This window comes from uncultured Sphaerochaeta sp. (genome assembly GCF_963676625.2).
Lineage (GTDB): Bacteria > Spirochaetota > Spirochaetia > Sphaerochaetales > Sphaerochaetaceae > Sphaerochaeta.
The window spans coordinates 1,066,799-1,093,217 of record NZ_CAXXYB010000004.1 but is presented as its reverse complement, the minus strand read 5'-3'; the positions used below and the strand labels follow the sequence as shown (position 1 = coordinate 1,093,217).

The following is a 26,419-nucleotide window of genomic DNA, read 5'->3' as shown; positions in this document are numbered from 1 at the left end:
GGTTGTTTCTGATGGTGAGAATTGACTGACAGGTGGACAAGATGCATACAGAAACCTTCTGGAATAGTATTATTTATGGCTTGACTGCCACACGACCATCAAGCAAGGTCCTTGTGGGATCCTTTGGCCCGATGGTTCCCTTTTCCCTGATAGCAGAGATGATTTCGTTTCGATATACAAGGCCGGTATCTAGCTTGTCAAACCTTGCGAGGTCCCAGCCCTTTATGGATTCATCCAGTCCTGATCCGATAGTATTTCCTTTCCACCCTTCGAAACCGCTGGCAATATAGCTGCTGAAAGCCACTCTGTAAGTCTTGTCCAGGACTTCGTCAATCGGGAGTCCCTTGAGGGTAATCTGCTTTGCTGTTGCCTTGGAGGCTTCGCTTCCCAAGTAGATGGTGTACCGGATTCCCTCGGAGAAGTGGAGGAAGCCCCGTGAAATGAAATCTTCGAGGTTTGCTTTTCCTGGGCCTATCAATTCTTCAGGTCTTACCAAGCGTTTGGCATTGCTTTGCAACAATTCCTGTATTTCTCTTCCCGTCAATTCAAAGACTACAATATTGTCGGCATAGGGCATTACGGAGAACCAAGCACCATAGGTAACCTCCGAAAGAGAATTCACTCCCTTTGCCAACCCTGAGGCATTGAATGCTGCAAAATCGACCACACCTCCCGGAAAATTCTTGCTTTGGGTAACAATCAAGTCATTCATATAATTCGCCATTCCACACTCCCCAAGGTAACGTTGTGCAAGTACCTGTTCAGTGGAGAATGAGGGGTCGTTTGATACCTTTGCCAGTGGTTGTTCCATTTTTTCGGAGACAAGCGAAAGAATTGGGTTGACTACCGCACGTTCGAAAGCAATATCATAATCAGAATCATGTTCCATCGAATTGAAGGCAGTACTTCCTGGTTTGATTCGGTCGTCTCTCGTTTTTATGGGAATCAACTGGGCCTCTTTTGCTGCCTCTGTATAGATTCCAAGTTTTTGTTCGAGCTGGATTTGGATTTTTCCAAGATATTGACCGTAGGAACCAGCTTGGGCAACCAGTACGCCGTCAATTACGTTTTTATTGTCAAGGCCGTCTTTGTTCAATTCGGAATGAGTATGACCCCCGATGACCAAAATTGGTTTTGAACTCAGTTCGGCTGCTCTTTTTGCTACTGCCTGATCTCCGACAGAAACATGGTGGCGGGTATCAGCTTCGTTGCCAAGATGATCCAAAAGGATGAAAACATCTACATAATTTTCCATTTTGGGAATGTAATAGTCCAAAGCCTGTAGTGGGGCTGTTATTTCGGCCTGGGGATCTTTTGCGGTATGTTCTTTGGTCTCGTCTGGGGTAGTCAGTCCTATAATACCTATTCTCAGTCCATTGGCTATGCCAATGATTGCCGGAGAAATCGTTTTATTATTCAGGAATGCTGATTTTGCGATATTTGCGCTGACAACAGGGAAGGAGGCATCTTTTTCTATGGCATAGGCAGCCATATCATAGTCCCTGTCGACCTCATGGTTTCCTATAACCGAAACATCCAGCCCTGCTTTTCCTAAAACTTCATAGGCAGGGTCTTTCTTGTATTCCTGTGTAGACCAACCTGAAAGTTCATCGAACGGAGTTCCCGTGTGTTCATCTCCTGCGGATACGAAGAGCACCACTTCATTTGTCTTTTCATTAGACCGCTCTTTGGTGATAAGGGAAACCATCTGGGAAACCCTGTGGGTATCTCCTTTGGTTTTGTTCTGGTCCGTGATATGCCCATGCAGATCGTTGATATGAAACACAGTCAGCTTGACCGAAGGGCGAAGGAATGGGGTGTTTGTCAGTTTTTCGGGAATGTTGCTGATCCCTGGAGTTTTTCGTACTATAAACACGTTGCTGAAGGCTCCGTTTGGATTGTGAATTCCTTCACTGATGGTTATCCCTTGGGCTGTTGCACCGGTGCTTCCTTGTTCCTTTATTCCTTCAGCTGCAAGGCTGAAAAGAAAAATACTGCATATCAAGAGTGTCAAACCAAGGTGTTTAGTGAATCGCATATGGTACGCCCCTTTCTGTGATTTTCGAAAAATAGTTCACTTGAATATCACTTCATAGACATTAACCAAGTATGAGAATCCTGCCAGATAAGTATGTTTTAGTAATAGACCCTCTTTAAAGAGGTGGTTCCTTGACTTCTCAGTTTTGTGATGCCTACAATGAAATTGTGGGGAGGATGCATCGGTCATCCTTTTTACAAACCTACGAGGGAGGCGGACATGGGCGTTATCACAATTTCCAGGGAAATGGGTAGTTCAGGTGCCTATATTGGCAAGGAAGTGGCAAAGAAACTTGGTTTGGTGTATGTCGACAAGCTGTTCATCGGTCGTATCATGCGCGAATATGGTTTCAGCCAGTTCGATGAAGTCTATGATAATAAGCCCAACTTCTGGGAGAGCTTTGATGCACAACGGGCCAATACGGTGGATTTTCTTTTCCAGACGATGCGTGCAATTGCCCAACGGGATGATGTAGTCATTGTAGGAAGGGGAGGCTTCGGAATCTTTCATGATTATGCAGATGTGCTGAATGTACGGGTCAAGGCTCCCTTTGGCCTTCGAGTCCAAAGACAGATGAAGGAACATGGAATGAGCAAGGAAGATGCAGAACTCCATGTCACTGTCAATGACAAGGTGAGAAAATCGTTTTTGGAGCACGATCTGCACCTTGACCTGAACGATGCCCAAGATTTTGATCTGGTACTTGATACCGGGGTGGTTACCCCAAGGCAAGCAGTCGATTGGATCAGTTCTTCCTACACAACCCTTATGGGGAATCCCCGATATGGTGCAACCTACAAGGTTTCTGAGATCGAGATTGATCAAATTCTCCAGAGACAGGTAAAAACTACATTTGATTCATTGTAAAATTTCTGGCTTTTGCAGTATGGTTGCCACATGAATGAGGTAATGGAAATCCTTGCGAAACAAGGAATCCTTGAACATATTGATATGTTGGAGGTTTTGCGGCAAGGTCGTGCAGATGTGGTGCAGGCAGATGATTTTGGGGTTCTCCTGAAAGTTTCAAGGGAAGGAGCCTGGCTGCTTTCTGTCTTTGAGGAAACTGCAACCGAACGCTTTGTCGCGCAGATTGTACATGATGATTCCCCTGTTTGCAGCCATCAGAGATTCTCGGTTCCTTTCTTGGAGGCTGCACGCTTCCATCCAGATATTGTATGTTGCCAGGCTGCTTATTTGAAAAAAGACCTCTTCCCCTTGGAGCCTGATCAACAATTCAAGCCACTTACCCTTGCTGAGGAGCCTTTGGTCCAAGAACATTATCAGAGGGAGTCTCCTGCCTATATCCATGAGAGAATCGTTTCCGGTGTTCTTGAAGGTATTTACTGCGAAGGAGTACTTGCCGGTTTCATGGGCCTCCATGAAGAGGGCTCGCTGGGAATGTTGGTAATTTTTCCTGAGTTCAGGAGAAGAGGATTGGCTCTTGCTTTGGAACGTCATTATTGCAATCGCTTGCTGGGACAAGGAAAGATTCCCTATTGCCATATAATAAAAGGCAATACAGCCTCCTTGGCTTTGCATGAAAAACTGGGTTTTACCCTTGCTCAAAGTGAAATAACTTGGTTTTTTTAATATTTATGCATTAATTTGTGAAATATTATACATAAAAGCTAGTCATTCTTTCTTTTTTTTGTATAATTATACCACTAACGTTCTTGGAGGTTGGTATGGTTAAGGTTGGAATCATTGGAGCTACCGGATATGCAGGAGCAAATTTAGTATATTTGCTCTCCAAGCATAAAGAGGTAACGATCTCTTATATAGCCTCGCATTCCTATGCAGGCAAGAAATTTTCGACAGTATATCCTTCGATGCAAGGTTTGTGTGATCTTGTCCTGGAGGAAGAGGATATCCAGAAAGCCAGTCTTTGCTGTTCTGTGCTTTTCCTTGCACTCCCCAGTCCCATGGCCAGTAGCCTGGTCACCGAGGAAATCCTTTCAAGATGTGTGGTCATTGACCTTGGGGCGGATTATCGACTTCACGATGTCGATACCTATGAAACCTGGTATAAGGCCAGTCATGGAAGCCCGGCTCTTTTGGGCAAGGCTGTCTATGGTCTGAGCGAACTCAATCGCAAACAGATCGAGACTGCTTCCTTGATCGCCAATCCAGGATGTTACACCACGTGTTCCATCCTTACCTTGGCCCCCTTGGTAGCCGAGGATTTGATCGACAGATCCTCCATTATCATAGACAGTGCAAGTGGAGTGACGGGAGCAGGCAGAGCCGAGAAAACAGCCTCCTTGTTTTGTGAGTGCAATGAATCCTACAAGGCGTATGGAGTTGTCACCCATCGCCATACCCCCGAGATTGAACAAGAGCTCTCCTTGCTTGCAAAGGAAAAGCTTTTGGTCCAATTCACCCCGCATTTGGCTCCCATGAATCGTGGCATTCTCTCTACTTGTTATGGAAATCTCAAGAAAGGAATAACTGAAATACAAATAACGGAGGCTTACCAAAAATGGTACGGTACCGAACCGTTCATCCGTTTGATGGGTTCTTCCCTTCCTGAGACCCGCTTTGTAAAGGAGACCAATACTTGTGCCATCGGATGGGTATTCGATCACCGTACCAACCGCGTTATTGCAGTAGGTGCCATTGATAACCTGGTAAAAGGTGCTGCCGGCCAAGCCGTACAGAATATGAATATACGATGCAACCTTGGTGAACAGACTGGTCTGGACACTTGTTGCGTGAACCCTCTATAGGAGCGTAGTCCAAATGAAAACAATAGAAGGCGGAATAACCGCAGCAAAAGGATTCTTGGCCAACGGGATTGCCTGTGGCATCAAGAAACGAAAAAAGGATATGGCTTTGGTTCTTTCCCAGAAGGATTGTTCCTTTGCGGGAGCCTTTACCACCAACTTGGTAAAGGCGGCACCTGTGCTTTGGGACCAGGCCTTGGTGAAAGATTCTGCATCAGTCAGGGGCATTGTCATAAATAGTGGAAATGCCAATGCCTGTACGGGAAACCAGGGACTGGAGGATGCCTCCGCCATGGCCACCCTAGCCGCCAAGGCTTTTGGGCAAGAAGTACAGGCAAATCAGGTTTTTGTTTGCTCAACAGGAGTCATCGGGGTTCCTCTTCCCATGGAAATCTTGGGAAAAGGCATTGATCTTTGTGCAAAAAATCTAGGGGGAAGCAGGGAAGCAGGTTCCCTCGCCGCCGAGGCTATCTGTACTACCGATACCTTCAGTAAAGAAATTGCCGTAGAGGTCGAACTTGATGGTACGATGGTCCATATCGGTGGTATGGCCAAAGGTTCAGGAATGATTCATCCTAATATGGCTACCATGCTCAGTTTTATTACTACTGATGCAGTCATAGAAAAAGAAGTTTTGCAGAAGCTGTTGGGAACGACGGTGATCGATAGCTACAATATGATCAGCGTTGATGGCGATACTTCTACCAACGATACGGTCCTGGTGCTTGCCAATGGTATGAGCCAGTGTGGGACCCTTACCCCAGATAGCTCTTGCTGGGATGCTTTCAAGCAAGCGTTTGAATATGTCCATACCTATCTTGCCAAGGCAATTGTCCGCGATGGGGAAGGTGCCGGGAAATTCATTGAAGTGCATGTAGGTGGAGCCTCCGACAAGAAGACTGCCCAGATTCTGGCCCGTTCCGTGGTGGGAAGCAATCTGGTAAAGACGGCCTTTTTCGGTAGCGATGCGAACTGGGGACGTATACTCTGTGCAATGGGTTATAGTGGCGCTGCCTTCGACCCAGCTTGTGTTACGCTCTCTTTTTCTTCAGTCAAGGGAAGCCTTGAGGTTGTCAGCCAGGGCCAGCCGATTGTCTTTGATGAACACAAGGCCAAGGAGATTCTCTTGGAAAAAGAAGTCCAGGTAGAGGTTTCTGTCGGTGATGGTCCTGGAGCAGGTACTGCTTGGGGTTGCGACCTTTCGTACGAATATGTACGGATAAACGGGGATTACAGGAGTTGATGATGAAGAATTTGGAACAGGAAATCCTCAAGGCCGAAGTTTTGGTCGAGGCCATTCCCTTTATCCGGAAATTTGCCGGGAATATCGTGGTTGTCAAATACGGTGGATCGGCAATGGTCGATGAGAAGCTCAGGAAATCGGTTGTCCAGGACATCGCCATGTTGAAATATATTGGCCTCAATCCCGTGGTAGTGCATGGTGGTGGCAAAGAGATAACCGGTATGTTAGCAAGAATGGGTAAGGAGACGGTTTTTCTCGATGGCTTGAGAGTCACCGACAAGGAGACTGCCAAGATTGCCGAAATGGTACTTTCAGGCTCCATTGGCAAGGATCTGGTCGAGGACTTGCAGGCAATCGGAATTCCCTCCGTCGGGATAAGTGGCAAGGACGGGCGTACGCTCCTCGCCTCAAAAAAACTCGACGAGAAAGGCCGGGATCTGGGCTTTGTCGGAAAGATTGACAAGGTTGACACCACCCTGCTCAAAACATTGCTGAACAATGGGTTTGTCCCCGTATTGTCCCCTGTTGGGGTCGATGATCTTTCCCAGACCTATAACATCAATGCTGATTATGCTGCCAGTGCCGTAGCCGGGGCTCTTTCAGCCCAGAAGTTGATTTTCCTGACGGATGTGGAAGGCATTCTCAAGGACAAGAATGATCCTTCTTCCATTCTGCGTTTCTTGACAGGAAACCAGGCTCTTGATTTTATTGCGGATGGCACGATAAACGGGGGAATGATTCCCAAGGTCCAGTGTTGTCTCGATGCCCTGGAAAAGGGTGTGCAGAGCGTACACGTACTCGATGGCAGGATGCCTCATGCGATCTTGTTGGAAATTTTTACCAACAAAGGTATCGGAACCATGGTTACAGCGGAGGAAAATAGATGAACGAACAAGAATTGATTACTCAGGGCAAGCACTATTTGCTTGATACCTATAGCCAAGTTCCCGTTGTGTTTGCAACAGGAAAGGGTTGTTATCTGACCGATGTGGAGGGTAAGCAATATCTCGATTTTGTCGGTGGTATTGCCGTAAATGCACTTGGCTATGGTGATGCCGGTCTTTCCCTGGCTCTCAAGAAGGTTCTCGATAGTGGGCTTTTGCACTGTTCAAACCTTTATTACAACGAATACGCGATCAAGGCAGCCAAGGCCCTGACCGAGCTTGCCGGTATGGATCGGGTCTTTTTTTGTAACAGCGGGGCAGAGGCCAATGAGGCAGCCTTGAAGCTGGCCAGAAAGTTCGGGCATCGTTCCTCGCCGATTCGCACGGATATCGTGACAATGGTGCACTCCTTCCATGGAAGGACCTATGGAGCGATTACTGCCACCGGCCAGGATAAATACCATGCAAATTTTGATCCGCTTCCCACAGGTTTTTCCTATGCACTTTTCAATGATCTGGAAAGCGTCAAGGCAACGGTGACCGATGCCACCTGTGCCATTCTGGTGGAACCCATTCAGGGAGAAGGCGGGATCATTCCTGCCGAGAAAACCTTTTTGGAAGGATTGCGCGCTCTTTGCGACGAGAAGGATATGCTTCTCATCTTTGATGAAGTGCAATGTGGCATGGGCCGCAGTGGCAAACCCTTTGCCTTCCAGACCTATGGCGTGCAACCCGATATCCTCACCCTGGCCAAGGCCTTGGCCGGAGGGGTCCCTGCAGGGGCAACAGTGACCAAGGGAAAGGCCAATAACGTTTTCACCCCTGGCGATCATGCTTCCACCTTTGGTGGAAATGCACTGGCCATGGCTGGTGCCTGTGAGATGCTTTCCCGGTTGAAGGATACCGACCTTTGTGCCCATGTCGAGGAAATGGGAATATACCTGCGGGGAAAACTGGATGAGCTGGTTAGCAAATATCCCTCGCTCTGCACGGTTGCCCGTGGCAAGGGTTTGATGAATGGATTGGTATTGACTGTTCCTCCACGTAAGGTAGTCGATGCGTGTTTTGAGCGGGGCCTATTGGTTTTGGCAGCCGGATATGATGTGCTTAGGTTTGTTCCTCCCTTGACCGTTGGGAAGGTTGACATCGATAAAGCGATTGCAATAGTCGATTCAAGTCTTGCAACTTTAGCCTGAAGCAAGTAATATCCTCCCAAGAACAAAGGTGTTCCGAGCAACAGGTGAGGAACGCCTTTTTTGTATCTGGAGGTACTGAGTATGTGTGGATTCGTAGGTATGTTTGACATCAAAGGTGACAGTGCTCCCTTAAGGGCTCTGGTACTGGATATGTCACGGAAAATTCGTCATAGGGGTCCGGATTGGTCCGGAGTCTATACCGGAAAGGATGCGATTATCAGCCACGAAAGGTTGGCAATTGTCGATCCTCTCAGTGGAGGACAACCGCTTTACAGCAAAGACAGGAATTTGGTCCTCGCGGTCAATGGCGAAATCTACAATCATCAGGAAATCCGCAAGCAGTATGAAGGCAAATATGAATTTCTGACCCAGAGTGACTGTGAGGTCATCTTGGCTCTCTACCAGGATAAGGGTCCTGATTTCCTTGAGGAACTCAATGGAATCTTTGCCTTTGCCCTATATGATGTCAAAAAGGACGTCTACCTCATAGCCAGGGACCACATGGGTATCATTCCCTTGTACCAGGGCTGGGATGGGGAAGGTCGTTATTATGTTGCCAGTGAGCTGAAAGCTCTCGAGGGAACCTGTACTACCATCGAGGAATTTTTCCCCGGGCAGTATTTCTACAGTCCTGATAAGGCCGTTACCAAATGGTATTCCCGTTCCTGGGAAAATTACGATAACGTCAAGGACAATGATGCGAGCGTGGAAGCTGTCAGGAATGGTCTGGAAGCGGCAGTAAAGCGTCAGCTGATGAGTGATGTCCCTTATGGGGTGTTGCTTTCCGGTGGCCTCGATAGTTCAGTCATCGCGGCAGTTACTGCCTTGTATGCCCAGAAACGTATCGAAAGTGGAGACAAGGAAGCCGCTTGGTGGCCTCGTTTGCACTCCTTTGCCATTGGGTTGGAAGGATCTCCTGACCTCAAGGCCGCAAGAGTTGCGGCGGACTTCATTGGCACGGTTCACCATGAAGTGCACTTTACCATCCAGGAAGCTCTCGATGCCCTTGATGATGTCGTCTACCATTTGGAGACATATGATATCACGACCATCAGAGCTGCTACCCCGATGTACTTGCTTTCACGGGTAATCAAATCGATGGGTATCAAGATGGTCCTTTCCGGTGAAGGAAGTGATGAACTTTTCGGTGGCTACCTCTATTTCCATAAGGCTCCGAATGCCAGGGAATTCCACGAGGAGACTGTCCGTAAGCTGAGTAAGCTTCATCTCTATGACTGCCTGAGGGCTAACAAGGCTCTCGCCGCCTGGGGGGTCGAAGGTCGTGTTCCGTTCCTGGACAAGGAATTCATGGATATTGCCATGAATCTCAATCCTGTGGCAAAAATGTCCCCGATTCAGGAAAATGGCAAACCTCGTATCGAGAAATGGATTGTTCGTGAAGCGTTCAAGGACTATCTTCCACCGGAAATTACCTGGAGACAGAAAGAGCAGTTCAGTGATGGTGTTGGCTATAGCTGGATCGATACTTTAAAGAAGATGACCAACGAGGCAGTGACGGATGAGCAGTTTGCTTCTGCTTCCAAGCGGTTTGCCATCAATACTCCTTCCACCAAGGAAGAGTATTACTATCGTTCGTTGTTCGCCAGTCATTTTCCCAGCGAAAGTGCTGCAAAATGCGTGCCCCACGAAGCGTCGGTTGCCTGTTCTACTGCGATTGCCTTGGAATGGGATGAATCTTTCAAGAAGATGAACGAGCCCAGCGGAAGGGCAATCTTCGGAGTTCATGACGAAGCCTATAATAAATAACAGTGTTCGTTTGATTTACGTAGCTACCTACTTGAAGCCCACCTTGGAAGAATCCGAGGGGGGCTTCACTATTTTACCTGACTGAAAGTGCAAACGAACAGGAATAGCGAACGTAGCAGTCCTTGTAGACATCGAAGCCAATGCTGATTACAGTAAGCTTCAAGAAAGAAATTCCTTTTACCAGGATTCTGGTACGTATTGATGTTCACTGTATACAAGGTAAAATTACGAGTTTCAAACTGAAAGATTGCTTCATCTCAACTGGAAAAGGATTATCTCAATGAAAAAGAAATCATTGGTTCTTGTGGTTCTCATAATTTGTGTGGTTTTGGTGGGTGGATATTGCAAGGGTACCGAAGATCCTGAGGTTTCAATGACCAATGCTTCTGATGGCACTAGGTTTGTCCTGGAATTGACTCCAGGGAAAAGCTACGAGGCAAAGCAGGGTTGGTTTATTTTTGCCTACACGGTATATCCCCAGGTTGCAGTCTGGCTGGAAAACCCAAATGGGGATTATCTTGAGACAATATATGTAACAGCCAAAGGCGAGAAAGAAAATTGGCGTTCTGCTCCCAAAAATGGGCGTCCCGAGGCCTTGCCTGTTTGGAACCATGTGAAAGACCAGAAGGCCGAAGCTGTTTCCGCGGCCACCTCCAAGGGGGAAACCCTCAGCGACTCGAATTTATCCCAGAAATTGCCAAATGGCACCTATGTGGTAAAATTGGAAACAAATCGTAGCTATGACTGGAATGAGGCCTACCCCGAAAGCAAGGTAGGTGTAGTCGGGCAACCTTCTGTTGTGTATAAAGCTGTCATAACCATAGGGGATGTTCCCTTTGAATCAGTATTCAAACCCTATGGAACGGGATCGATTGATGGTTCCAATGGGAACGTCAAAGAAGGGCTCGACGGCCTGGATACGGCCCTTACTTTGTTTTCTTCCCTGAAAATCTCCTATATTCCCTCAAAGTAAATCTTTGGGTATGCAATAGAGCCTTCCTTTGGAATAATCCATAGGGAGGCTCTTGTCATGTATAGAGGGTAGAGAGATCCAAAGTGGCAAATACAAAGGATATTACCGGAGACCCTATCCACAAACGAAATATTGGCATGTTGTTCCAGAACTATGCACTCTTTCCCCATTGTACTTTTGCCCAACCTCAAGTTCAATCATCTGGTAGGTGCACCATTGGATCATTGCCAGCAAAGGGTCGTCTGCATCCTCGAATTCCAGTAGTTTCATTGCAAAAAACATGCTATCATTGGTCTCGGTCATTGGGTAAGTCCCTCCTGTTGGTGTCGTTATCAAACAGTATGGAACTCCCAGTGACCTTTTTCAATTCCAAATTGCAAACTTGATTTTACACTACCAGTCATGAGAAGCCACACATATTATGCAACCTCTTCCAATTTCAATCTCTGTTCAGTCAACGACTGGACACTCACATATGCTCTTCCCGATTGCCACTCCTCCTCATACTCGATGAGGTAGGTGGTAATCAATCTGATGTAAGAAAGTTTGTTCGGAAAGATACCGACAACCTTTGAACGTCTACGAATCTCACGGGTCAATCGTTCCAGGGTGTTGCTTGAAGATATCTTGCGATGGTCTATCTGGTCGAACCGATAGAATTGCAGGGAATCTTCCAGCCCCTCCTCAAGACAGCGGATTGCATCAGGAAATTGTTCTTCATGGGACTGCATCAGTGATTCTGCATAGCAGCGAGCTTGTCTTTCATCAGGCTGCAACCAGATATGCTTGAGCTGCTTGGCAAAGATGTCCTTATGACGATGCCCCACATGCGCAAGGATATTGCGCATGCAATGGACCTTGCATCGGTTCCTATGAACTCTTTCCTGATAGCTGCCTGTAGACCCTTGTGGGCATCGCTGATGCACAACCAGACCCGTTTGACTCCTCGGCCTTTCAGGTTCTGAAACAGGATGCGATACGTTTCTTCAGATTCGTTATGCATCGGCTCTATGGCGAGAATCTGGGCAGTACCGTCAAGGGTAATCCCTTTGACTACCAATACAGCCATATGCTCAACATGGCCGTTCTCTCGGATCTTCTCGTACAAAGCGTCAATCCAGAGAATGGGATATTCCTCCTGAAGGGGACGATTCCTGAACTCATCCACCATCGCATCCAGTTCCTTGTTCACCGCCGATACCTGTGATGCTGAGATCTGCTCGATTCCCATGCTCTTGGCAAGCCGTTCGATCTTCCGTGTGGAGATGCCACTCACCCAGGCTTCCTGGATGATCTGCATCAAGGCCTGCTCGCTTCGCTTCTTGGCTGTCACAAAGAAGGGTACATAGCCTCCCTTGCGCAATTGGGGGTGAGGACAAAAAGTTGGACTTTTCTACGATATTAACCCAAGATTCCTACGATATTCCATAGGGCTTCTGCCACCCAACGACATTTTAATTCTCTCTTCATTGTACCAACAGATATAATCATCAAGCTGTGTACAGAATTCCTCAATCGATACCTCAAACCATGAACGGATATAGAACATCTCATTCTTCAGTCTTCCGAAGAAACCTTCGCACGCCGAATTGTCTGGAGAGCAGCCTTTCTTCGACATCGACCGTACCAATCCGGCATTATCCATTCTCTCGATCCAGCCGGGCCAACGGTAGTGACATCCCCGATCGGTATGTACCAGTGGGCACTCACCGTCTTTCAATGTACCCACGGCCTTATCCAGCATCGAGTTCACCATCTCCGCATTGGGGCTCGGTCCCCGGGTCCAGGAGGTGACGTAGCCGTCGAAGCAGTCAACGATAGGAGAGAGATATACTTTCCCAGCGGGAATGCTGAATTCCGTGATGTCGCTCAGCCATTTCTCGTTGGGATTCTCGGCATGGAAATCACGTTGGAGCAGATTCGTGACCCCGGCATCTATCTCGCCCATGTACGAACTGTATTTCTTCCTCTTTGAAACGCCTGCGTCCAATCGCTCCTCATGCATCAGACGCAAGACAACCTTTTCGGAGAGGACCTGTCCGCCCGCTGTCAGAATTACGTGTAGGCGACGATAGCCATAGCAACTCCTGGCTTGCTCAAATACAGTCCTCAAGCGTTCCCTTACCGAGGCATACTTATCTTTTTGCATGGCGTTTCTTTGATAGAAGAAACTGCTCTTTGCCATGTGTACAGAAGCCAGTAGATGCTTTAGGCGGTATCTTCTGGCAAGGGCATCGACCAACACGGCCTTTTCTCTGTTCGACAGGTTTTCAATGTCGATGCCCTTCCTTTTTTTTAGCAAGGATGCAGCTTTCTCCAGAATGTCTTTTTCCATCTGGAGTTGGCAAACTTGTCTTTGCAGCCTGTCCCGCTCTTCTCTCAGGATCTCACATTCTTCCCTGAGTTCAGCATCTCGTCCAGGTTTATCCTTGTCTGGTTCCCCTGGTTTTGTCTTGCCCATCGTTGCCCTCTCTCCTTTTGCGAACAACTGACGCTTCCATTGTGAAACGGCACTCCTGGTCACTCCGATCTCCGTTTCCAGTTCTCTTGCAGTTTTCTCCCCTGAGGCAACCGAGATTACCGCGTCTATCTTCTGCTCGTCTGTATACTGTACAACAGACTTTCCCCTTTTCACAGGATGGCAAGAGACAGGAAGATACTCATGCACCCATTCCCCCAGGATTGCGCGACTTGGATAGCCCAGCATCCTCACGGTCCTGGCGAGGCTTCTCCCATATTCCTTGTAATAGGTAACAGCAGCATTTTTCTGCTTCTCGGTATATCGTTGTTTGCTTGCTTTTGGTAAATCTCCATACACTTTGAATTCCTGATACCATTTAGTAAGCGACTTCCTGTCCGGATATCCTAATTCACGTATTACTGCACTGATGCTTTTGCCATACTTCATGTACAAGAATACCGCTTTCTTTCGTTCTTCATATGAATACATTCCCTGCTCCTTCGAAAGTCCAAGAAAATGTCTTCACCCCCATTGGGGAGTTATAGAATATCAAAAGCAGCAATTTGGGGATGGTCAGATACATCGTGCCCATCCTGGTATCGAATCGTCGGACACGACTTCCACTGAGGTGTGTAGTACGCTCTGCACTGTGTTTGCCTTTCTGTGCTCCCACTTTGTTGGCTACCTCGATCTCCATGAACTTTTCGGTGATCCACTGCAACATGCACAGCATCGGATCCTCTTCCGTGATGAACGACAGTAGCTTTTTCTCCAGCTCTTTGGTACTATTTGAGTCGGTCATGAGTTGTTTTTCCCTCCTAGTGTGGTTTGGTTACTTACTAGTATGGGTCTTCTCATGACCATTTTCAATCTACTCTCAAATTGCGAACTTCAGTATACGTTATCAAGAAAGGAGTAGAAATATTGTATTTCTACTCCTTGAATCAAGAAAATTAGAATAATTCGGCTGTACGAGTGTACATGCTCTTAACTGCCATTTCTGGTGTGTATTCCGATTGGAGAATACACTTCTGAATTTCATTATTGATGATAACGTCTTTAACTTCAGCATATTCAGGTTGAAATGGACTTGGGTAGTCGGCATATTTCAGTTGGTCGATGAGAGTTTGTGCTTCTTTGTTGGAACTCAGGTATTCTTTAAATGCGGAATTTTCAATAGCAGAGTACCTTGTCGGAAAGTAACCAGTTCCGATTGACCAGCGAGCAGAATTTTCCGCATTGGTCATATATTTCAAGAAAGTCCAGGCAGCTGCTTCAAGAGTGGGGTTGCCAGTGAGCATGATAAGATTAGCCCCTCCTGGAGGCACTGCAAAACGAACATCCTTTGGCATGAAGCATACTCCAACTTCGAATGGACTGTTTTTTACAAGTTCACTATAGGAACCGCTACTTTGCATAATAATGGCTGTTTTTCCGGCCGTGAAAGCAGAACGACAAGCTTCCGAAGAGTTGTAATCCTGACCAGCAGGAACTAACATGTATCCCTTCTTGATCATATCCAACCAGAAGGTCAGGGGCTTAGTTCCTGATACATTGTTAAATCCGATATTGTTGCCCTCTTTGTTGAAGATATCGCCACCGGCGGCCATGACCATGGAAAGGTAATACCAGGAATCAATTGGAACGGAAAAACCATAAACTCCATTTTTTGTTAGCTTAGCGGCATAATTTTCTAAATCATCCCAGGTTTCAGGTCCTTTTGAGGGATCAAGACCAGCTGCCTTGAATAAAGCTTTATTGTAATACATAGCAGGTGTGCTTCTCGCACAAGGGAGGGATATTAGTTTGTTATTGTAGTAAGAATAATTCATCAAACCACCTATAAGATCATTAACATCTTCTTTGTCTTCTGTAAAGAAAGGTTTTAGATCAACTAATTTATCAGCTAATGCATACATACCGATACGGCCAATTTCCATTTGAGCTACGCTTGGAGCGGATCCTGAAGCGACAGCCGCCTGAAGTTTTGCACCAATATCATAATAACTACCCTGATATGTGCTTTCAACAATGATATCACTTTGTGAAGCGTTGAAATCAGCAACAATCTGTTGCATCAACTCACCACGCTTGCTACCCATGCTGTGCCAGAATTGAATGGTAACTGGCCCTTTCGTTATTTCTTCTTCCTTGGCTCCATTCGCAAAGACAGAAAGAGATGCTGAAAGAAGTACAACAAAAAATAAGAGAATCACATTTCTTCTTTTCATTTCAACCTCCATTGATTGAATAAAACTATTTTATTAACTGTCTTAGGGTATTGCCTTGCACCTTTGGCATATTAATATTCAATAACATTGCAAAAGTTGGGGCTTCATCAATAAGTCTCGCTTTTGGCAGTGTCAAACCTTCTTTTATATGCGGTCCCGCTGCATAAAATGCTGGCATTGGTCCTCTGCTAGGATCATGTCCATGTCCAGAAATTGAAAACTTGTAATCAGTGTTATCAGGACTATCTATTAGTTTACCAAAACAACTGTTTCCAAATGACGTTCCATCTTCACTCTCGATGGAAAAATCAATTCCATTCTCCAAGTGGAATTTCTCTTTTAGTTGCGTTACTGTATAATAAGTTGAACAACCATATTCCTTATGGGCGATGATATCATCGAGAACTTGAATAACTCTCTCCCTAAGGAAATCATTTTCCGGATGAGAAAGAACCACATGGCAGGAAAGTCCTGCGGAATGGCAATAGCAATCCCAAGAAACAATATTGTTTTGGGAATCAAGCTTAATAAGACCAGCGTTTATCATGAGAATATTTGGATTAAAAATTTGACTCACTGCTATATGCCCATGATCTCCAAGTACGATAAAATCAGTCTTATCATAAAGTTCGAGCTTTTTAAGTTCGTTGGCTATCTTCCCAAAACGAAAATCAATTTCTTCAAGACTTCGTTTATTAGTATCTGAATAAGGTCCTGTAGAATGTCTAGAATGATCCAATTGAGAAAGATGAAGAAATATCACCTCAGGTTGATGTTCTTTGATTATATCAAGAAGACAGCAAATTCCAAAAATATCCAATTCAGGTTGATTCTTCCATCTTAGTATATTGCAATATTTATCATAGAGTTTCTCAGCACCGGGTGAACAAATACTAAGGAATCTTTCCCTTCCGCATCCTGATGGCAAATCTGACCATATTTCCGGAATATTATAATCTATGTTTGGGTCAGCACCGGTAACGGGCCAATTTATTGCACAAGTTGAATAATTTGCCTTATGTGCTGCATCAAAAATAGAATCTCTTTTTAAATCTTTTCGATACCAATTCCATCTAGGGTGAGCTTTTCCCACTTCTATATGTTCATTATGAGCAATTCCATGTTCGTTGGGATAACAACCTGTAATAATTGAAGAATGAGCTACATAGGTCATTGCCGGATAAGTACTAATCATTCCCTGTGTTTTGGAAGATCTTTTCAGGATTTCATTAAGATTCGGGCAAGCTTTTTGGATAAAACCCAAATCTTCATCGAATAATGCATCTATTGATAATACGAATAACCTTCTTTTTTCCATAACGAAGCCTCCTTATTTAATTCCCGAGTATACAAATGAATTGCGGATACGCTTATTTGCAAAGATATATACAATGATGATTGGTATAACTAATAATACATTTCCTGCCATAATATAGTTCCACATCTGAACTGTTTCCTGACTTTTCAATGTTGCTATACCTACAGGAAGTGTACGAGAAGCTTCATTTGTGGTCATAATCAAAGGCCAAAAATAACTATTCCAATTGGAGATGAAGGAAAGCAATCCTATGGTTAATAATGCCGGGCGTGCCATAGGTATCATGATCTTATACATTATTTTAATGCTTGAGGCATTATCTAATTTTGCTGCTTCAATCACTTCTCCCGGAATTTGCATGAAGTATTGTCGTAGCATAAAAATTCCAAAAGAGTTGGCCACAAAAGGTAAAGTCAATGGCCAATAGCTATTCAACATATGTGCTTTGCTGAACATCATGTATACAGGCACAAAAGTGATTTGTTGGGGAATCATCATTCCCATAAGAACGATTGCAAATACTATCTTTTTCCCCTTGTACTCATATCTAGCCAAGCTATAAGCTGCAGGTACAATAATAAGATATTGAAGTAATAATACCATTAAAGCCACAATGATTGAATTTCTTGTGTATATAAAAATGGGTACAGTTTGTATGACGTGGGAAAAATTTCCCCATTCCAACGTATGAGGAAAAAGTGTTGGAGGAAATGCAATGGCTTCTTTAACTGTCTTAAAAGCTGTTGATATCATCCAGAAGAATGGAAAAGCCATTATAAACACCAGAAATAATTTAATGATACTATTTATGATATTTAAAATAGAAAAGACTGTTTTGGGAGTTTTATATTTCATATTATTCCTGGCCTTAATATTGTACTTTATTTTTACTGACACCGAACTGAATGATAGTGAGTACTGAAACGAGAATAAGAAGAATTACACCTGCAGCACTTGCCTGTCCAATCTTGGAATATTTAAAGGCATATTGATAAATATAATAAACTAATGTGTTACTTGAATTTATAGGACCTCCCTGAGTCATGATGTTGATGGTATCGAACACCTTGAACGAATTTATGGTTGCAACTACAGTTGTAAGCAGAATTGTTGGTGAAATCATTGGCAATGTGATTTTAAAAAAGACTCTGATAGGGGAAATATCATCGACAGCTGCCGCTTCATAAATATTACTTGGGATAGTTTGTAAGGCAGCCATTATGAGTAATGTATAATATCCAAGGCTTTTCCATATCATCACAATGACCAATGAAAACAATGCTGTTTGAGGACTCGTGAGAAATGGATAAGGATTCAGACCAAGTATGTTGAACATCATATTCAATAGTCCGCTATCGGCATCCATCAACCACAGGAAAACAAGGGAAACAGAAACCAGAGAGATGATATGGGGCATGAAAGTAATGCTCTGTACAAAGTTGTTTAGACGAGAGTGTTTTTTCCCATTGAGCCAGACGGCAACAAGAATTGCGAGCACAATAACAATCATTACCAACAAAATGGTATATATAATGGTATTTCGTAATACAATTTGAAAATCTTCAGATTTAAACAGATATATATAGTTTCCAAGTCCGATGAATTTTCTTTTAGTTTGGATGAGGCTCCCATTGAAGAATGAAGCATATATTAAATAGAAAACAGGATATACAGTAAAAACGAGCAAGAAAGTAATAGCTGGCATGGCGGTTAAGTAACCTGTAAGTTTTTCACGATTTTGTTTCTTCATTTTAAATGTCCTTTCTTACAGGGAATCTTTTTATTAACTCTAAGGAAATGTCTGCAGAATCACTGATAAATTTGTCATTTTCGTCAAAGAATAGTAAATTCTCCTTATCTACTGATAAAACAACCTGAGCATCGTCATCTACTTCTTTTTCAGATTTAACCATCACTGTTCCAAAATCTGTCTGAATCGAATACACTAGTTCTGAACCTAAAAGTTCTTTTGTGGCTACATGTCCAGAAAAAGAAATTCCTTCTTTGGTTGTATTTTTGAGCAGAGCTTTTTCTGGTCTAAATCCAAAACTTCCTTTATTATTAAGAATATTTCGGATGATATTTGTTTGAGGTGTTCCAATAAACTGTGCTGCAAATACTGATTTTGGATTATGATATAGATTTCTAGGAGACGATTGTTGAACGACAATTCCCTTGTTCATCAGGATAATATCATCTCCCATTGACATTGCTTCAGTTTGGTCATGAGTTACATAAATAAATGTAGTATTGAGTTTTTTATGCAAATTAATCAGTTCAACTCGCATCTGCGCTCTGAGCTTTGCATCTAAGTTTGATAAAGGTTCATCCATGAGAAATACTCGTGGTTTTTTTACCATTGCTCGTGCCAAGGCAACGCGTTGGCGCTGTCCTCCAGATAAAGTTGCTGGCTTTCTTCCAAGGTATTCAGTTAGGCCCACTGTCTCGCATATTTCATGGATGAGCTTAGTTCGTTCTTGTTTTGGAACCTTGTTGTTTGCCAATCCGAACCCAATATTATCTTCCACTGTCATAGTCGGATACAATGCATAATTCTGAAAAACCATTGCTATGTTTCTCTTTCCTGGAGTGACTTCGCTAACATCTTCGTGATCAATGAATATTTTCCCTGAAGTGGGGGTTTCGAGTCCTGTGATAAGACGCAATGTAGTAGATTTCCCACAGCCTGACGGACCTACTAAAACAGTAAAGGAACCATTTTTTATTTCCAAAGATAATTGGGGCAATACAACATCTTTTCCAAATACTTTTGTAACATTTTCTAGCCTAATTGAACTCATTTCGTATTATCTCCAAACGTATAAATTCATTAAACAATTAGTTTCAAGTGTTCGCAATAATAAATATCTACGCTTTTATTGCTATTTTCTACGATTGTGATATTTGTATATTTTATATTAAGTTATATAATAAATATTATGGTAATTGAGGTTAATAATCTTGTAAATTTAATGCACTTGTTTTAGACTTCATGGATACGGGAGAAATGTTTAAACCCCATGTATATACCTAAAAAGCAAACTTCTTTGCGAAGAAAACTTTTCATCGTTTTTGCTCTGAGTACTTTATTGCCTATGGTACTTTGTATCGGTATTATTACTTTTACCTATAATCGAAAATATGTGAGCGACACAGAAAAAGCTTCTCAAACATATCTTGATCTTGCTACTTCAAGTGTCAGCGCCTATCTTGATGACATAAATCAAATAACCATGGCCCCTTATTACCATTCCTATTTTAAAAAAAAGGAAAACGAGAAAGAGAAGAATTCCATGGATCAATTCTCATTTGAATCAGAGATGAGTCAGTTATTCAGCCTCACTAAGTATTCACGAAATGATCTGAGAGATATTGTTGTTACATCCAATGGGAATGTAATGTATTATAGAGCTGTCGATTGGCATCGGTATTACTATGAGGGTAATACCCTAACTAATGAGACATGGTATCAGACCGCTTTCAACAATCCAGATAAGATTGTATTTGTTCCCCCTTATACAAATCAAGAAAATGGCATTTTGGATAATTCTTTCTTTACTGTGGTAAGACGTATTACTAATCTGGCAGATCTATCACAGGTTAATACCATAATGCTCAATATGAATACTAAATATCTGGAACGACTTATTGGGCATATCAATTATTTTATTCCACATATCCTTATCCTTACTGATGGAAATGAAAAGTTTCTTTATTCTTCCCAACCAATCAGCAAAGATTTTTTCAAGAATATCCAAGCAAATCATGACTATAAATTCAATAAAAATGAATGGAAAACAATAGGGGAAAGGACCATTAATACCTACAATTTAAAAATTAGCCTGCTTATATCTCAAACTGAAGCCAAGAAACAGACTACGATGATTTTTCTCATTTCAATGTTTATCTATTTTTGCTGTTTATTATTTGCCTTCTTTATGTTTTCTGGATTTTCCAAATGGATGAATGGTGCGATCTCGATGTTTTGCTTGGTTGCCCAAAAAGTGGAAAATGGTGATTTTTCCGCAAGAAGTGAGAAAATAAATATCAAAGAGATGGATACATTAGGAAGATCAATGGATCAAATGATTGTCCGTCTTGATGAGAAAATAAAAGATGAATATCTCTTGACTTTACAGCAGAAAAATACAGAACTCAGGGCATTGCAATCCCAGATACAACCCCATTTTATTTTTAATACGATTAATAATTTTATTTATTTGAATCAAATTGGAGAGAAAGAAAAACTGGAAGAGTGTTTCTTTAGTTTTTCTCGACTACTGAGGTATGTTCTCAGGAATGACAGCATGACTACCATAAATAATGAGCTGGATTTTTTAGAAGACTATTGTCTTCTTCAAAAACTGAGGTTTACAGCTCGCTTTACTTATATTATTCGATGTGAGGAATCTCTTAAGGATGTTCTTATTCCGCGTTTATTGATCCAGCCTCTTGTCGAGAATGCGATAATTCATGGCATCGAACCCAGCAAGAAAGCTTGTTTGCTTACTGTTTCAGTCTATAAAAATGATAGTGATATCGTCATTGATGTTAATGATAACGGTGTTGGATTTGATCTAGCCTCTTTATCAAATGATAGGGTGGGTATCGCTAGCGTGAAGGAAAGATTGCGTTTTTGGAATGGAGATGCACAATTCTTGATTTCTAGCTCCTTGGGAGTAGGTACACATTGTCAGATTGTTTTTTCGAAGGAAGTATAAAATGAGAATACTAATCACTGATGATGAATTTTTCGTCAGAAAAAATCTTGCTATGATGCTTTTAAAGATTGATCCTCTTATCGATATAAAGGAAGTTTCTGATGGGGATGAATTTCTTAATGCCATGAATGGACAGACCTTTGATGCTGCTTTTGTTGACATAAAGATGCCAGGAATTAACGGTATAGATGCTATAAAAAAAATTAAGGAGTCCTGTTCCCGCACCTTGTTTTTTATTCTTTCTGGCTATAGCGAATTTTCGTATGCTAGGCAGGCTTTACAGATTGGAATTGCGGACTATCTTCTTAAGCCGGTAGATTACAAAACTCTCAACTCAGTTCTAGAGCGTATTAATTTGCAAATAGTAGAAAATAATATAAAGACGCAGGATGAGTTGAAGTTGATTCTTCATCATATGATTAATAATTTATCTTCTTTTCCCAGAATAAAATTACTTGGAAGTTTTCTCATATTGGTGCAGTTGGAAGATGGTATAGGTAAAGGAGTTCTGAAAGATGGCATTTTTTCTGATTTGATCTTTTTTGTTTCTACCACGATAAAACAAAAAACGATAACTCTATTTTTTTCAGATAAGGCGTCCGATATTCAGTCGCTCTACAGATCTCTTTTGGCAACTGATGGTTTGGAGAATCTTTCCTTATTCGTAAGTTCCCAAATTAATGCTGCAAGTGAATTGTCTCAACAATACCGATCTTTAGTTTCCTTGGAGAAATATCGTGTTCTTAATGGAATTGGACACGTATATACCTCTGGAAACCTAAGTCAAGGGAATGAAACTGTTTGCTCTCTGTGTTGTGCCTTGCAATTAGCATATTTAGAAAAGAATTATATCGAGTATCATACTATTTCAAATAGTCTTATCTTGTATCTCAAGAAATCAAGGGATAACTCAGAGTTGAAGACAAGACAAACCAACCTTGCAGCATTCCTTTCAACCTTTCTTTCAGAGCATTTGTCGATTAACATTAATGAAGATGGTTTTGATGAGTTAAAGAAGGTCCTTGACGAAAGAGGACTGGAACTTCTTGGTGATATCGATTCAAACACGAAAATTTTACAGATTGAAAATTATATTAAAAATCATTTTGCTGAAGAACTTTCGGTTTCCATGCTTGGAGATCTGTTTGGTTTTTCTCCTAATTATCTTAGTACGTTATTTTTCAATGAGACTGGAGAAAAGATTTCAAATTATATCTCCAGCATCCGTCTAGCTAATGCAAGGAAACTTATTCTTGAGACGACGCTTTCAATCAAGGAAGTAGCTTCTATAACTGGTTATCATAGCCAAAGCTATTTTAACAAACTTTTCATTGAAGCCGAAGGATATACTCCTGCAAAATATAGGCAAAACACTATGAAGTCTATGGCTTGAATGTATTGTATCCTTTAAAGTGCTAGCGCCGGGCGAAAACAACCCCATCAGAGACGGTAGAAAAGAACCAATACAATAAAGGGACATGTGACCCTATACTTGAGGATAACCAAATCTGCCAAGTAAAGGAGAACGCATGTGAGCAGTAAGATGTTTTTACCCCCCTTTAAGAAAGGATATTACCCGATGGTATTCTTCAATGTACCCAGTCCCTCGATGATGATCTCGACGGTATCGCCTTTATGCATCCCGCTGATCCCTCCCGGGGTTCCTGTGAGGATTATATCCCCTGGAAGCAAGGTCATGACCTTGGAAAGGTAGCTGACCAAATAGGGAATCTTGAAGATCAGGTTCTTGGAATTTGATTTCTGCATGGTCTTTCCGTTGACTCTGCTTTCTATACTCAGGTTAGAGGCATCCACCTCGTCACTGATAAAGGGACCGAAGGGACAGAAGGTGTCAAAGCTTTTGGAAATGGTCCATTGTCCTTGTTTGGGCTGGAGATCCCTGGCCGTGACATCATTGGCGCAAGTATAGCCGAGGATATACTCCTTGGCATCTTTCTCCTCGATGTTCCTGGTGGTCTTTCCGATTACGATGGCAAGTTCTGCCTCGTAATCCAGGCGGTGGCATTGAGGAGGGTATTCGATGATTCCCAGTGGGGCAAGATTGGTTGTTGAGGGTTTTATGAAGACTACCGGTTCGGTGGGTATGGGGAGTTGGAACTCCTCGGCATGGTCCCGATAATTGAGTCCGATGCAAACAGCCTTGGAAAAGTTGCAGGGAGAAAGGATTTTTACAGCTTCAAGGGCAAGGGTTTCGTCGGTGACGGTATAGGCGCCGAAGGGCGTACCGTCAAGGATCTGAACGGTATTGTTGTCAAGGATACCGTAATGCACTATATCTTGATAGGAAAAGCGTAGGTATTTCATAACTCAATCATACCAAAGGTGAATCGGAAAGACAATTGACAAAGACGCTTTTTGACGGCACCGTATACCTATGAAAAATTATAAACAATGTCCCCTCGCCCGGGAGTGTGGTGGTTGCCAGTTGATGGAATACCCCTATCCTGTCCAGTTGGAATATAAACAGGATTATGAAGAAGAAATGCTCGGGGCTTTTGGACCTATTGCACCTATTCTCGGTATGGAGGATCCCACGCGATATAGGACCAAGATCCAGGCTGTATTCGGTAGGGATATCCGAGACAAAGTCATCAGTGGAATCTATCGTGAAGGTACCCATCATATTGTTCCCATTCGTGATTGCTTGGTAGAGGATGCCAATGCAGACAAGATTCTTGCCACTATTCGTTCCCTGATGACTCGTTTCGGGATTGCTCCCTATGACGAGGATGAACAGATGGGATACATACGCCATGTCCTTATCAAGATTTCCCGTTATAGCGGACATGCCATGGTTGTCCTGGTTTGCGGGCAATGGCCAATTCCTTCAAAGGATGATTTTCTCAGTGCCCTGAAGCAACAGCATCCCGAGATCGCGACCATCTCCTTGAACATGAATTCTGACCAGACCAGTATGGTGCTCAGTGAAATTCCTGAGAAAATTTTGTATGGCAAAGGCTTCATCGAAGAAAAATTGTGCGGTTTGATGTTCAGGATTTCTGCAAAGTCATTCTTTCAGGTAAATCCCGTACAGACGGAAGTTCTCTATACCATTGCCATGAAAATGGCCCAATTGACCGAGAACGATGAAGTGATCGATGCCTATTGCGGTACTGGGACCATCGCTCTCATTGCAGCCAGTAAAGGTGTCAAGCATGTGCTCGGTATTGAAGTGAGTCCCGATGCTGTAGAAGATGCCTTGGTAAATGCCAGGAACAATAATCTTTCCAACGTTGACTTTGTCTGTGAAGAGGCCTCTGCCTATCTCAAGCAAATGGCCAAGGACAAGAAGAGTTGCGATGTACTTTTCCTCGATCCTCCTCGCAGTGGAAGTGACGAGCGTTTCCTGGCGGCAGCCTTGAAGATGGCTCCCAAGCGGATAGTATATATTTCTTGCAATGCGATTACCCTTGAGAGGGATCTTCGTTACATGCTCAAGTTCAGTCCGTATGAAGTGGCTGGTATCCAACCAGTGGATATGTTTCCCCATACCACCCATGTAGAGACTATTGTTCTGTTACAAAGAGAGAATTCGTAGAAATACTTGAATTCAGAGGTATATCATATTTACAGGCGAGGCTGAGATGTGCCGGACCAAATACCTCAAAGACTACGTTGCCGCAAAAGTAGCAATAGGCGTAGGCTTTTGGAACACAAGAAATTAAATATTGTATGATTTAAGGATATTGTGAAAGCAGTATCCTTTTTTCTCTTTGGATGTTCCGAAATGATCGACTGTTTTTTTGAAAACTTGACTTTACCTGTCTTGTTTTTTTCAAAATACTATAACAGCAAGTAAAATCAAGCAGTAAGCTCTCTATTCCTTTATGGTGAATGTAGGGTGATTGAAACGGAGTGGACAGACGAATGTACGAGTGGAAGAAGCAAATTCAGATAGTCGTTGATGAAATTGACAAGTGTATCAAAAATTATAATGATGAAGCCTTGACGCTGCACTTTCTTTCTTGCAGGTTGGGGTATTCCGAATTTTATACAACGAGAAAATTCAAAGAGATATCGGGTATGCAATTCAGGGATTATCTTCGGCATAGAAAACTGGCCTTTGCTCTGAAAGAGGTTCGGGATAGTGAAAAAAGCCTTTTGGATATTGCTTTTGATTATGGGTTTTCATCACATGAGGCTTTTACCAGAGCTTTCAAGGGAGTCTATGGTATAACTCCAAGTGAATATCGAAAAAAGCCCAGGCCTGTCGTGCTTCGTACAAAAATAAACCCTTTTGACCGCTACTTTTTAGGATTGGGAGAGATTGGTATGGTGAAATCTACAGAGGATGTCAAAATTTATTTTGTAACCATTCCCGCACACAAATTTTTGCACATCAAGAACTATGAGAGTAATGGGTACTGGGATTTTTGGCAAAAGCAAAGTCTTATTCCGGGACAGGACTGCGAAACAATTTGCGGCTTGCTCGATAGCATCAAGGGTAAATTGGATGACGATGGTGGAAGCGAATCCAACAGCGGCAGCGGTCAGCTTATGGCGTACATCAATGATCCTGATGGCAGGCTCTGCGATTGGGGAATCCCACGCACAGAGTGTTATGGTACGCGTCTTCCTTTTGATTATAAAGGCGAAGTACCTCCACAAATGCTTATGGCTGATATTCCCGAAGCCGAGTATATTGTTTTTGAACATGGTCCATTTGATTATGAACAGGAAAATCGTAGTGTAGAGGAAAAAATTGAAAAGGCAATGGCCACTTTTGATTTTGCAGGCACTGGTTATTGCTTTGATACTTCCCCTGAAAGAATAATATATCTTTACTATAATCCGGAACGACTTTTTAAATATATCAGACCAGTGCGGAAGTAAATCAATAGGC

General features: G+C 43.0%; 22 protein-coding genes and 1 pseudogene. 12 read left to right on the top strand and 11 right to left on the bottom strand.

Annotated elements, in window-relative coordinates:
- Positions 1 to 73: 73 nt before the first annotated feature.
- On the bottom strand, positions 74 to 2,038 hold the full coding sequence (locus ACHZBG_RS08065) for a bifunctional UDP-sugar hydrolase/5'-nucleotidase (RefSeq protein ID WP_320128938.1): 1,965 nt from the start codon (positions 2,036 to 2,038) through the stop codon (positions 74 to 76).
- Positions 2,039 to 2,257: 219 nt separating this feature from the next.
- On the opposite strand from ACHZBG_RS08065, the gene ACHZBG_RS08060 reads away from it, so the two are divergent.
- The 8 genes from ACHZBG_RS08060 to ACHZBG_RS08025 all read left to right on the top strand — a co-directional run bounded on the left by ACHZBG_RS08060 (position 2,258) and on the right by ACHZBG_RS08025 (position 10,824).
- A complete protein-coding gene (locus ACHZBG_RS08060; RefSeq protein WP_320128937.1) occupies positions 2,258 to 2,905 on the top strand; it encodes a cytidylate kinase-like family protein in 648 nt (215 codons plus the stop codon).
- A gap of 30 nt (positions 2,906 to 2,935) precedes the next feature.
- Positions 2,936 to 3,628: a GNAT family N-acetyltransferase gene (locus tag ACHZBG_RS08055; protein ID WP_320128936.1), complete on the top strand. Its 693-nt coding sequence runs from the start codon at positions 2,936 to 2,938 to the stop codon at positions 3,626 to 3,628.
- Positions 3,629 to 3,723: 95 nt separating this feature from the next.
- Positions 3,724 to 4,764, top strand: a complete 1,041-nt coding sequence (gene argC / locus ACHZBG_RS08050; RefSeq protein WP_320128935.1) for an N-acetyl-gamma-glutamyl-phosphate reductase — start codon at positions 3,724 to 3,726, stop codon at positions 4,762 to 4,764.
- A gap of 13 nt (positions 4,765 to 4,777) precedes the next feature.
- Positions 4,778 to 6,004 carry a bifunctional ornithine acetyltransferase/N-acetylglutamate synthase gene (argJ, locus tag ACHZBG_RS08045; protein ID WP_320128934.1) on the top strand — a complete coding sequence of 409 codons (1,227 nt, stop codon included), beginning with the start codon at positions 4,778 to 4,780 and terminating at the stop codon, positions 6,002 to 6,004.
- Between the two features lie 2 nt (positions 6,005 to 6,006).
- Complete coding sequence (gene argB, locus ACHZBG_RS08040) at positions 6,007 to 6,891, top strand: acetylglutamate kinase (RefSeq protein WP_320128933.1); 885 nt, start codon at positions 6,007 to 6,009, stop codon at positions 6,889 to 6,891.
- Positions 6,888 to 8,084 (top strand): aspartate aminotransferase family protein, encoded by a 1,197-nt coding sequence (locus tag ACHZBG_RS08035; RefSeq protein ID WP_320128932.1) that lies wholly within the window; start codon positions 6,888 to 6,890, stop codon positions 8,082 to 8,084. Before argB ends, ACHZBG_RS08035 begins: the two co-directional genes overlap by 4 nt.
- A gap of 81 nt (positions 8,085 to 8,165) precedes the next feature.
- Complete coding sequence (gene asnB, locus ACHZBG_RS08030; protein WP_320128931.1) at positions 8,166 to 9,851, top strand: asparagine synthase B; 1,686 nt, start codon at positions 8,166 to 8,168, stop codon at positions 9,849 to 9,851.
- Positions 9,852 to 10,131: 280 nt separating this feature from the next.
- Positions 10,132 to 10,824 carry a DUF2271 domain-containing protein gene (locus ACHZBG_RS08025; protein WP_320128930.1) on the top strand — a complete coding sequence of 231 codons (693 nt, stop codon included), beginning with the start codon at positions 10,132 to 10,134 and terminating at the stop codon, positions 10,822 to 10,824.
- A 114-nt stretch (positions 10,825 to 10,938) separates the two neighbouring features.
- Here the strand turns inward: ACHZBG_RS08025 and ACHZBG_RS08020 are convergent, their stop codons facing one another.
- The 9 genes and pseudogenes from ACHZBG_RS08020 to ACHZBG_RS07980 all read right to left on the bottom strand — a co-directional run bounded on the left by ACHZBG_RS08020 (position 10,939) and on the right by ACHZBG_RS07980 (position 19,635).
- Positions 10,939 to 11,127 (bottom strand): hypothetical protein, encoded by a 189-nt coding sequence (locus tag ACHZBG_RS08020; RefSeq protein ID WP_320128929.1) that lies wholly within the window; start codon positions 11,125 to 11,127, stop codon positions 10,939 to 10,941.
- Between the two features lie 116 nt (positions 11,128 to 11,243).
- Positions 11,244 to 12,193 (bottom strand): annotated as a pseudogene (locus ACHZBG_RS08015) (IS256 family transposase); the annotation flags it as partial.
- Between the two features lie 24 nt (positions 12,194 to 12,217).
- The gene (locus tag ACHZBG_RS08010; RefSeq protein ID WP_320128928.1) at positions 12,218 to 13,774 is read right to left on the bottom strand and encodes an IS3 family transposase; all 1,557 of its coding nucleotides are present in this window, start codon (positions 13,772 to 13,774) and stop codon (positions 12,218 to 12,220) included.
- Positions 13,761 to 14,087 (bottom strand): transposase, encoded by a 327-nt coding sequence (locus ACHZBG_RS08005; protein ID WP_320128927.1) that lies wholly within the window; start codon positions 14,085 to 14,087, stop codon positions 13,761 to 13,763. Before ACHZBG_RS08005 ends, ACHZBG_RS08010 begins: the two co-directional genes overlap by 14 nt.
- A 151-nt stretch (positions 14,088 to 14,238) precedes the next feature.
- Complete coding sequence (locus tag ACHZBG_RS08000; RefSeq protein ID WP_320128926.1) at positions 14,239 to 15,516, bottom strand: ABC transporter substrate-binding protein; 1,278 nt, start codon at positions 15,514 to 15,516, stop codon at positions 14,239 to 14,241.
- Between the two features lie 25 nt (positions 15,517 to 15,541).
- Positions 15,542 to 16,834, bottom strand: coding sequence for an ectonucleotide pyrophosphatase/phosphodiesterase (locus ACHZBG_RS07995; RefSeq protein WP_320128925.1), 1,293 nt, complete (start codon positions 16,832 to 16,834; stop codon positions 15,542 to 15,544).
- Positions 16,835 to 16,846: 12 nt separating this feature from the next.
- On the bottom strand, positions 16,847 to 17,689 hold the full coding sequence (locus tag ACHZBG_RS07990) for a carbohydrate ABC transporter permease (protein WP_320128924.1): 843 nt from the start codon (positions 17,687 to 17,689) through the stop codon (positions 16,847 to 16,849).
- Positions 17,690 to 17,702: 13 nt separating this feature from the next.
- Complete coding sequence (locus ACHZBG_RS07985; protein ID WP_320128923.1) at positions 17,703 to 18,584, bottom strand: sugar ABC transporter permease; 882 nt, start codon at positions 18,582 to 18,584, stop codon at positions 17,703 to 17,705.
- Position 18,585: 1 nt separating this feature from the next.
- Positions 18,586 to 19,635 (bottom strand): ABC transporter ATP-binding protein, encoded by a 1,050-nt coding sequence (locus tag ACHZBG_RS07980; RefSeq protein ID WP_320128922.1) that lies wholly within the window; start codon positions 19,633 to 19,635, stop codon positions 18,586 to 18,588.
- A 219-nt stretch (positions 19,636 to 19,854) separates the two neighbouring features.
- On the opposite strand from ACHZBG_RS07980, the gene ACHZBG_RS07975 reads away from it, so the two are divergent.
- Positions 19,855 to 21,555 (top strand): histidine kinase, encoded by a 1,701-nt coding sequence (locus tag ACHZBG_RS07975; RefSeq protein ID WP_320128921.1) that lies wholly within the window; start codon positions 19,855 to 19,857, stop codon positions 21,553 to 21,555.
- Between the two features lies 1 nt (position 21,556).
- The gene (locus ACHZBG_RS07970; protein WP_320128920.1) at positions 21,557 to 22,948 is read left to right on the top strand and encodes a response regulator; all 1,392 of its coding nucleotides are present in this window, start codon (positions 21,557 to 21,559) and stop codon (positions 22,946 to 22,948) included.
- A gap of 179 nt (positions 22,949 to 23,127) precedes the next feature.
- On the opposite strand, the gene ACHZBG_RS07965 is transcribed toward ACHZBG_RS07970, so the two are convergent.
- On the bottom strand, positions 23,128 to 23,880 hold the full coding sequence (locus ACHZBG_RS07965; protein ID WP_320128919.1) for a fumarylacetoacetate hydrolase family protein: 753 nt from the start codon (positions 23,878 to 23,880) through the stop codon (positions 23,128 to 23,130).
- A 70-nt stretch (positions 23,881 to 23,950) separates the two neighbouring features.
- Between ACHZBG_RS07965 and rlmD the strand changes: the two genes are divergently transcribed.
- Together rlmD and ACHZBG_RS07955 are read left to right on the top strand one after the other, a co-directional pair.
- Positions 23,951 to 25,114 (top strand): 23S rRNA (uracil(1939)-C(5))-methyltransferase RlmD, encoded by a 1,164-nt coding sequence (gene rlmD / locus ACHZBG_RS07960; protein WP_320128918.1) that lies wholly within the window; start codon positions 23,951 to 23,953, stop codon positions 25,112 to 25,114.
- Between the two features lie 317 nt (positions 25,115 to 25,431).
- Positions 25,432 to 26,409, top strand: coding sequence for a helix-turn-helix transcriptional regulator (locus ACHZBG_RS07955; protein ID WP_320128917.1), 978 nt, complete (start codon positions 25,432 to 25,434; stop codon positions 26,407 to 26,409).
- Positions 26,410 to 26,419 lie beyond the last annotated feature (10 nt).

What these genes read in the sequence shown, in the direction of transcription:
- ACHZBG_RS07990 (WP_320128924.1), bottom strand. Translation starts at nt 17,689, where the DNA reads ATGAAATATAAAACTCCCAAAACAGTCTTTTCTATTTTAAATATCATA.
- ACHZBG_RS07980 (WP_320128922.1), bottom strand. Translation starts at nt 19,635, where the DNA reads ATGAGTTCAATTAGGCTAGAAAATGTTACAAAAGTATTTGGAAAAGAT.
- ACHZBG_RS08020 (WP_320128929.1), bottom strand. Translation starts at nt 11,127, where the DNA reads ATGACCGAGACCAATGATAGCATGTTTTTTGCAATGAAACTACTGGAA.
- ACHZBG_RS07975 (WP_320128921.1), top strand. Translation starts at nt 19,855, where the DNA reads ATGTATATACCTAAAAAGCAAACTTCTTTGCGAAGAAAACTTTTCATC.
- ACHZBG_RS07985 (WP_320128923.1), bottom strand. Translation starts at nt 18,584, where the DNA reads ATGAAGAAACAAAATCGTGAAAAACTTACAGGTTACTTAACCGCCATG.
- ACHZBG_RS08010 (WP_320128928.1), bottom strand. Translation starts at nt 13,774, where the DNA reads ATGTATTCATATGAAGAACGAAAGAAAGCGGTATTCTTGTACATGAAG.
- argJ (WP_320128934.1), top strand. Translation starts at nt 4,778, where the DNA reads ATGAAAACAATAGAAGGCGGAATAACCGCAGCAAAAGGATTCTTGGCC.
- ACHZBG_RS08035 (WP_320128932.1), top strand. Translation starts at nt 6,888, where the DNA reads ATGAACGAACAAGAATTGATTACTCAGGGCAAGCACTATTTGCTTGAT.
- ACHZBG_RS08065 (WP_320128938.1), bottom strand. Translation starts at nt 2,038, where the DNA reads ATGCGATTCACTAAACACCTTGGTTTGACACTCTTGATATGCAGTATT.
- ACHZBG_RS07995 (WP_320128925.1), bottom strand. Translation starts at nt 16,834, where the DNA reads ATGGAAAAAAGAAGGTTATTCGTATTATCAATAGATGCATTATTCGAT.
- ACHZBG_RS07965 (WP_320128919.1), bottom strand. Translation starts at nt 23,880, where the DNA reads ATGAAATACCTACGCTTTTCCTATCAAGATATAGTGCATTACGGTATC.
- argC (WP_320128935.1), top strand. Translation starts at nt 3,724, where the DNA reads ATGGTTAAGGTTGGAATCATTGGAGCTACCGGATATGCAGGAGCAAAT.
- argB (WP_320128933.1), top strand. Translation starts at nt 6,007, where the DNA reads ATGAAGAATTTGGAACAGGAAATCCTCAAGGCCGAAGTTTTGGTCGAG.
- ACHZBG_RS08060 (WP_320128937.1), top strand. Translation starts at nt 2,258, where the DNA reads ATGGGCGTTATCACAATTTCCAGGGAAATGGGTAGTTCAGGTGCCTAT.
- ACHZBG_RS08000 (WP_320128926.1), bottom strand. Translation starts at nt 15,516, where the DNA reads ATGAAAAGAAGAAATGTGATTCTCTTATTTTTTGTTGTACTTCTTTCA.
- ACHZBG_RS07970 (WP_320128920.1), top strand. Translation starts at nt 21,557, where the DNA reads ATGAGAATACTAATCACTGATGATGAATTTTTCGTCAGAAAAAATCTT.
- ACHZBG_RS08005 (WP_320128927.1), bottom strand. Translation starts at nt 14,087, where the DNA reads ATGACCGACTCAAATAGTACCAAAGAGCTGGAGAAAAAGCTACTGTCG.
- asnB (WP_320128931.1), top strand. Translation starts at nt 8,166, where the DNA reads ATGTGTGGATTCGTAGGTATGTTTGACATCAAAGGTGACAGTGCTCCC.
- ACHZBG_RS08055 (WP_320128936.1), top strand. Translation starts at nt 2,936, where the DNA reads ATGAATGAGGTAATGGAAATCCTTGCGAAACAAGGAATCCTTGAACAT.
- ACHZBG_RS08025 (WP_320128930.1), top strand. Translation starts at nt 10,132, where the DNA reads ATGAAAAAGAAATCATTGGTTCTTGTGGTTCTCATAATTTGTGTGGTT.
- rlmD (WP_320128918.1), top strand. Translation starts at nt 23,951, where the DNA reads ATGAAAAATTATAAACAATGTCCCCTCGCCCGGGAGTGTGGTGGTTGC.